The organism is Bartonella sp. MR30HLJHH (genome assembly GCF_042194195.1).
Taxonomy (GTDB): domain Bacteria; phylum Pseudomonadota; class Alphaproteobacteria; order Rhizobiales; family Rhizobiaceae; genus Bartonella; species Bartonella grahamii.
This window is the reverse complement of record NZ_JBHIMO010000025.1, coordinates 1-8,112: the sequence shown is the minus strand read 5'-3', so window position 1 is coordinate 8,112 and position 8,112 is coordinate 1. Positions and strand designations below refer to the sequence as shown.

General features: G+C 38.3%; 2 protein-coding genes and 3 pseudogenes. All 5 read right to left on the bottom strand.

What is annotated here, in order from left to right:
• Window positions 1–42: 42 nt before the first annotated feature.
• Complete coding sequence (locus ACFIKR_RS08295; protein ID WP_375659522.1) at window positions 43–1,725, bottom strand: hypothetical protein; 1,683 nt, start codon at window positions 1,723–1,725, stop codon at window positions 43–45.
• Between the two features lie 1,232 nt (window positions 1,726–2,957).
• Window positions 2,958–3,680: pseudogene (locus tag ACFIKR_RS09675) on the bottom strand (YadA-like family protein); the annotation flags it as partial.
• Window positions 3,681–4,787: 1,107 nt separating this feature from the next.
• Window positions 4,788–5,441, bottom strand: a pseudogene (locus ACFIKR_RS09670) (adhesin); the annotation flags it as partial.
• A 1,753-nt stretch (window positions 5,442–7,194) separates the two neighbouring features.
• Window positions 7,195–7,600: pseudogene (locus tag ACFIKR_RS09665) on the bottom strand (YadA-like family protein); the annotation flags it as partial.
• Window positions 7,601–7,786: 186 nt separating this feature from the next.
• Window positions 7,787–8,112, bottom strand: a 326-nt coding sequence (locus tag ACFIKR_RS08275; RefSeq protein ID WP_375659518.1) for a YadA-like family protein, incomplete at its 5' end; no start/stop codon positions are given.

Below are 8,112 nucleotides of genomic sequence, written 5' to 3'. Positions count from 1 at the left end.
GGACTTAACCGTGACTGAAGTATACACTCATGTGCTACTCGACTATCTACCGATATCGCCTAAAGATTTTGCAACACTACTCCCTAGGGTATGAAGCTGGGAACCATTTACTGCGTCTGTTGAGCTAGCTGAAATATCTCCATCCGCAAGATACTTAATTTTTTCATTTTTGTAGCCCTCACGTTTGTCACTTTTATCCCGCTTTCTACGCTGTGCTACAAATGCATTATCTGCATCGCTCCAGCTCAAAGAATCACTTTTCGCATCAGTAATCTGATTGGTAATCTCATTTTTAACATTCTCGAATGAATCACCAACACCAGCAAAGGCAGTCGCGACATTGTCATAAGACTTATCAGTCGCAGTACCATCTTTATTGAAGGTTTTAACCTTGAATGTAGGAGCAACCCATGTGCCATTCTCATAGCTAGCAGCACCGCCTAAAGATTTTGCAACACTGCTTCCTAGGGTATGAAGCTGGTTACCAGCTACAGCATCACTTGAGGTTGAAGTAATGTCCCCATTCTTAAGCGATGTGATCTTGCTATTTGTTTTGCTTTTCTTTTCCCCATGCGTTGCCACAAAGGCGCCTTTAGTCTTGTCCCACAATAAGGAATAGCTTTGAACCTCTTGCATAATATTCGTTAGTTTTTCATCAAACTTTTTGACCTCATTCACTAAATGCGTATTCACATTCTTGACACTCGTATCAAGACCCACAAACGCACTACCAACATCATTGAAGCTTGTCTTTCCCACTTTACCATCTTCAGAAACATTGGAGATTTCGTAAGTCGGATCAATCCAAGCATCACTATCATCTTTAATTTTAGGATCAAAGCCAGCACCACCGCCTAAAGCTTTTGTAGTATGGTTAAAGTCTCTAGCAACGTACTGGAAACCCCTCCCTATATCCATACCCATAGTATATATCTGAACACCGTCGGATTTTAGCACTCTGCCGCTCCGGTAGATCGCTGAAGGCAGTAGACCGGGATACCATTCTCCAGTCGCTGAGTCCACGTTATAACCACCGCCAAGAATTTTTATAAGCCTTTCGTTTATTTCATAAATCTGGGAACCATTTATCGCATTGGTTGAGCCTTTTGCGACACTACCAGCAGCAACATTCACAAGAACTCGATCTTTACCTTCACTATTCCGAAAAGTTACTGTAGTTAATGGTGAATTAGGAGCAACAGTTACCATCCTTTCCCCTTCTGCTCGGTTGAGTGTAGGGGGTAAGCTTCTTAAAAAGAGATTATTTTGTTTCTCCTCAATAGTAAGGGGATTCTTTATCTCAGCAAGTTCAAGTTGATGATTTAAACTTGTGAAAGCACTTTTCACGCCAGAAAATGCATCCGCTACATTCTTAGAACTTTCCTTCTTAGAACTTTCCTTACCCGTAAGTGCAGTATCAAGTGCAGGTTGCGTTTGAAACTTAATATTAGGATTTAAATTTTTGAAGGCATCTTCATCCTTAGAACTTTCCCTACCCGCAAATGCAGTATCAAGTGCAGTATCAATTGCAGTATCAATTGCAGGTTGCGTTTGAAACTTAATATTAGGATTTAAATTTTTGGCAGAAACAGGAGAAATATTTGATAAAAAGATAATCACTGAAGCCAATGAAAGCGCTTTAATAAAAAGTAATTGATAAAGCGAGAAAGAATTTTTAAAATCACTCACCACCGGCGCTTTTGATGTGGTATATAATTTTTTCATAACAAATTCTCCAAGTAAAAAAAACATATTCAGAACATAAAAAAAACACATTTCAGCGCTAGGGATGATTTTGTGGTGTGGTTTTGTTTGTTCTCTATAGAGTTTAGGTTTGTCGCAGAGGCGAACAGAAGTGATTAGAACTCTGGCAAAGCTGCGATTAAGGTTGATTAGCGATTTGGTTAATGGGTTTTTGACTTTTCCCGCCTTTAAGAAGGGTGCTCTTTTTGCAACAAGATTTCTGAATTTGAGGGGAAGGAAATATATAGAACGGATACGAAGGGGACATATTTGCACGCTATTGTTAGATCTGCGGTTTATAGTTTTTAAAGTGAAAGAGATCATTTTGTATGCTTAAGAGGCTATAAGGTATTGTTCTGGAAAAAGGTTAAGTTGTCCGGCGAATGATTTAGAGTATTTGTTGTGAAATCAGTGCGCTTTTATCGTAGGGATAAGCGGCATACTCTCGAGATTTAGGTTTTTTTCTCTTGTAGAGCTTAAAATAAAACGAGGATAGTTGTGTGATTTTTTCATGATCCGTCGCACCTCCCTTTGCGAGAACTTTTTCTGTTTTTACCAGAATGAGTCTTACTAAAGACTAGTTTTATAGACTGTTGAGTAAAATAGCAAGAAGAAAATGAATTTAATTGTTTTTACAGAATGAGTCTTTCCGATTTATACAATCGTGAAATATCCTTATAACTTTAAAATTCATAGATTCCATGCATTATAGACATAGATTCCATGCATTATAGACTTGTCTAGAGCTTCTGTTTCATAGTTTGTTTGAGGTATCCCATTTTGATCAAAATGAGTCTTACTCATAATTGCCGCTGTTGCGTACCTCATGATTGCTACTGCTATGTACAGAGCAAATAAGTAAAATAATAAAATGGGATTTTTACTTTTTTAAACGTATCCCCCCAATGGATATTTTCTATCAATGAAATTATAGAACGTACAGTTTAAAATACTGTGCGATTACGCACTCTATCAATTTATATGAGAGTATTAATCTGTATTTGTAAAATTTTTGTTAAAGTGCTTCACTTCTCACTAAAATAAATCTCACTAAGATTCTTACTATAGAATATATTGTTATGAGACTTTATAAGTATACTACTCTGTGGCTTTCTCTGTAAAATATTACTTCTCTATAATATAAAATTTCGCCCTTGTCTGATGAGACAAGGGCGAAACTTCGCTTAAATTGTAGTTTTTCATATACTCTGATATTATCTTAATTTCAGAGTTATTCCACCACCTACGCCCCACTGACCTCCGGCACTGGTTGCTGATAGATTAGAACGAATCTTTCCATCTTCAGATGTATAACCTGCACCAATAGCAAAGGCAGATTGGCCACGCCAAAAACCACCACCAAATGAAACACTTACAGATCCTGGATCATCGAAGTAACGTAAGTTAGACACTGCCAAACCAATCGCTGCTGCTTGCCTTGCCTCTTTGCGCACATTCGTAATATCATAACTTAGTGCGTCAAACTTCATATCGGTATAGGATTTCGCCTCGTTAACACTATTATTGACAAGACCGTTAACTTTCTCATCCGTATACTTGTTGGCATCTTTAAGAACCGTCTCCATCTGCTGTTTTGTGTAATCATGTAACTGACCACCATTCACTGCGTCTTTAGAGCCTCCTTTAATTTCTCCATCTTTAACATTAGTAATCAAAACAGGTTCACTGTCATCGGCACCTTTTAGAGTGATGCTATTGGTTTTCTTTCCGCTTTCTTTATCAACATCATAGCTAACCGCAAGATTCACCTTGTTTTCAACTTCTGCTACCTTGTTTTCAACTGCTGCTACCTTTTCATTCGTCGTCCAGAGCTGTCCTCCATTCACGGCGTCTGTTGAATTTTCTACAAGAGCACCCTTCTCTACATTGACAATCTTGCTGGGCTTACCATCATGACTAGCGTCATACCCTTCTTTTCCTGCGTCCCATGGGAATCCATTGGAAGCTACGCCAGGGGTTTCCTTCTGTTCAACAGCCTCAAGACGTTTATTGATCGCCAACATGCCAATACGTACACCTTCAAACGCGCCAGCTACATCATGATACTCTCCCGACCCAACCTCAGCGCCGGCACCAAACACCGCAACCTTAAAGGCTGGAAGTTTCCATGTGCCGTCTTTTTCATCATATCCAGCACCTTCACCGAAATAAGAACTAAGATTCTCGCTGAAATTATAAAGTTGGGAACCATTGATTGCTTCGTCTGAGTTAGCAGAAATATCACCATTCACAAGACCAAAAAGACTCCGTTTTTTACCTGAAGTAGTCATAAGACTTACTTGAGTTGATTCTATGTCAGGAGAAATAGTTACCGGAGGCAGAGTCCCATCATCACCCATGGCATATTCCTCTTCATCCATGACAAGAGGTAAGCTTCTCAAAAGAGATACGCTTCTCATAAAAGGAAAGCCTTCTGAAATAATACCTGAATCACCATTTTTAGATGCCTTCTCTGTTTCACCAATACCAACGTTATCCTTTATATCAATAATCTGATCATTCAAAGCTGTGAAAGCACTATTCACGCCAGCAAATGCATCTGCAACATTATTATATTTTTTCTCACTCTCATTACCATCCTTATCAAAGACTTTAACCGTGAAAGTAGGACCCGACCATTGCCCCTCTTCATTATATCCAGCACCCCCGCCAAAATAATTTGCAAATGCCTGAGACATAAAATAAAGCTGGCTACCATTTATTGCTTCAGTCGATGTTTTCGTAAATGCACCACCCTTAACACCAGAGAGAACTCGTGGAGTATTAATACTGTTTGCAATATCTATTCTATCGCCACTTTTGCTTCCCCCAATGGTAATAAGCCCAGCGCTATTTTGCTTAATAAAACTATCGCCTGTCGCACTTTCGATCTTTTTATTAAGATTTGTAAAAGAACTATTTACACCAGAAAGTGCCTCCGCAACATTTCCATATTGCGTTTCAGCTCCATTACCATTCTCATCAAAGACTTTAACTGTAAAAGTAGGAGCATTCCAGCTTCCATCTTCACCATATCCAGCATCACCACTAAAATATCTCGCAACGACATTGCTCATGGAATAAAGTTGAGAACCATTTATCGCATCAGTTGACGTTGCTGTAATCGAACCAGCATTAACACCGGAAAGAGTCCGAACCGCATTATCAACGTTTGCAATGCTTATTTTAGTTCCACTTACTTTTCCACCAATGGTAATAAGTCCTGCTGTATCTTGCTTAACAAGACTATCACCCACCACATTAGTAACTACATTCTCAATCTTTTTATCAAGATTCGTGAAAGAACTACTTACGCCAGTAAAGGCTTCTGCAACATTATGATAGCTCTTGTCAGCTCCCTTACCATCCTTATCAAAGACCTTAACTGTAAAAGTAGGAGCACTCCATTTTCCATCTTTATAGCTAGCACCACCACCAAAAGACTTCGCAAACCCAGCGCCCAATTTATAAAGCTGGGAACCATTGACTGCATGATTCGATGTTGCGTTAACAAAACCATCACGAACACCAGTAATAAACCGCGCCTCATGAGAATTATTTGCAAAGTCTACTATAGAACCCCATTTGTTCGCACCAATTTTAATAGTCCCTGTAGCATCTTGCTTAACCAACACATCACCCGCTGCAGAAACTACATTTTTAATGGCTTTATTAAGATTCGCAAAAGAATTATTCATGCTACCAAACGCACCCGCGACACTCCTATAATTTTCCTGTGTCTGATTACCATTCTCATCAAAGGCTTTAATGAGAAAAACAGGAGCTGACCATTTTCCATTGCCATAGTAGTTAGCACCACCGCCCAAAGACTCAGCAACCCCAGTGCCCAAGTTATAAAGCTGGTTACCATTGACTGCTTGATCTGATCCTGGGCCAACCATACCATCACGAACACCCATAACAATTCGTGACTCACGAGAACTATTTGCAAAGTCTACTACATAACCGTCTGTGTTCGCACCAATTGTAAGTGTCCCTACGCTGTTTTGCCTAACAAACTGATTGGAAACTAATTGATTAATTTTATTATCATATTGATTAAATTTATTATTAATATTCGCATTAACTTCATTCTTCCATCGCTGGAAAGAATCTCCCACACCGGTAAACGCAGAGCCAACATCTCTATACACGTTACCGTCAATCACATAGGTTGGCGCAATACTTTTACGTATATCTGCACCACCACCAAAATATTTCGCTACATTACCCCACGTATCACAAGCAGAAACAGGAGAGGCATTTGATAAAAAGACAGCTACTGACACTAATGAAAGCGTTTTAATAAAAGGTAATCGATAAGACGAGCAAGAATTTTTTAAATTACTCACTGCTAGCATGTGTGGTGTGGTATATGTTTTTTTCATAATAAATTCTCCAAGTAAGAAAAATATTGAAAACATTAAAAAGACACATTCCGGTGCTACTAGGCTCCAGAGTTTGTTTTTTCTTGTTTTATAAAAGATTAGGGTTGTCATAATAGGGAAGAGGACTATCTAAGATCTCAATGAGATTGTGATCGGCGCTGAGCGATAGCCCAATTAATAAGGTTTTTATTTTCCCCCCTTTAGGGAGGGTTTTCTTTTTTTAGCAAAGCCTTTAAATTTAAAGGTAAAGGTGAAGAAAAGTGAAAGAAATATAAATGAAACATGTTTGTGTACTATTATTAGGTGTTGTGTGTTGAAGAGGCAATAAAGGATGTTTATTGCGGAGGAAGGTTAGGTTGTTTGCTGAGTGATTTAGAGCGTTTTTTGTGGGGCTATTGCGCTTTTGTTGTGGAAACAAGCGAGGTGCCTTTGAGCTTTGGGTTTATATCTCTCAAAGCTTTTTGAAATAAAATGATAATGATTGTGTGATTTCTTCATGATTTGCCGCACCCCGCTTTGCGAAAAGATTCTTAGTGTTTTCTAACTAATCCTTCACATTCTTACAGACTATTAAAAAAAATAGCAAGGAAAAAAAATGATTTAATTATTTTTTATAAATGCGTCTTTTTGATTCATGAAATAATTCTATATCCATAGCTTCATTGTTTACGCTTTGGGCTTTTATAAAAGTGTTACTGAATTGTTATGCTTTAAATACCCCTGTTTTGATCAAAGTGAGTTTTTCTTAATCGTTGCTGCTACTGCTGCGTAATTAATCATTCCGGCTGCTGCATACAAAGAAAATAATAAACCGTACAGTTTTTAAATATTGTGCGATTGCGCACTCTATTAATTTATATGAAGACATCACTCTGCATTTGTAAATTTTTTTGTTAAAATGCTTCACTGTAACTAAAATCTGTCCCACTAAGATTATTACTACAGAATACATTGTTATAAAACTTTGTAAGTATACTACTCTATGAATTTCTGTGTAAAATATCACCTCTTTATAAAATTTTTACTCTTGTCTGATGAGACAAGAGTAAATGCATTTTTATTATTAATTCAGCAGTGAGTTTACTCCTGCACTTACCCCCCAGTGACTTCTTGCACTCGTGACAGATAGGTTAGAGCGAATGAATCCGTCCTCTGATGTATAACCAGTACCAAAGGCAAATGTGGATTGACTGCGCCATAAAACCCGTACCAAATGAAACACTCAACTTCCCTAGTGTATCGTTCTAACGCGAACCTGCCACTGCCAAACCAACAGCCGCCGCTGCTTGTCTTGCTTTTTTCCAAACATCTTCAATGGCATAACTCAACGTTTCAAACTTCATATCGGTATAGGATTTCGCCTCGTTAACAGCATTATTAATTATAGTATTGACTTGATCATCCGTATACTTTTTAGCATCATCAAAAACTGTCTTAATCTGCTGCTCACAGTCATGTAACAACCAACCAGCCCCCTCCGCGACTTTTGTCAAATTTGCGTAAAATACACCACTCTTCACACCTTTTCTCTTTTTTATTTTCAACATTAATGCTGGATTATTATTTGTGAGAACTGTTCTTTTAATCGTGTAACCCCTTTCACTCCTGTCTTGTATAGACAGGAGCGTTGTTGAAAATAATAGTAGTGAATTTTATTAATTTAGAGTTAAGCTTAATCCTACACCTACACCCCAGCGCCCTCCGGCATTTGTCACAGATAGACTAGAGCGAGTATTTCCATCTTCAGATGTATAACCAGCCCCAATAGCAAATGCAGCCTGATTGAGCCATATACCACTACCAAGTGCAACACTTAACTTTCCTGGTGCATCATTGTAACGTAAGTTGGACACCGCTAAACCAATCGCTGCGGCTTGTCTTGCTTCCTTACGAACATCCTCAATAGCATAATTTAACGTCTCAAACTTCATATCCGTATAGGATTTTGCCTCGTTAACGCCATTATTGACAAGACTATTGA

Coding starts and splice junctions, on each gene's coding strand:
- ACFIKR_RS08295 (WP_375659522.1), bottom strand. CDS start 1,725: ATGAAAAAATTATATACCACATCAAAAGCGCCGGTGGTGAGTGATTTT.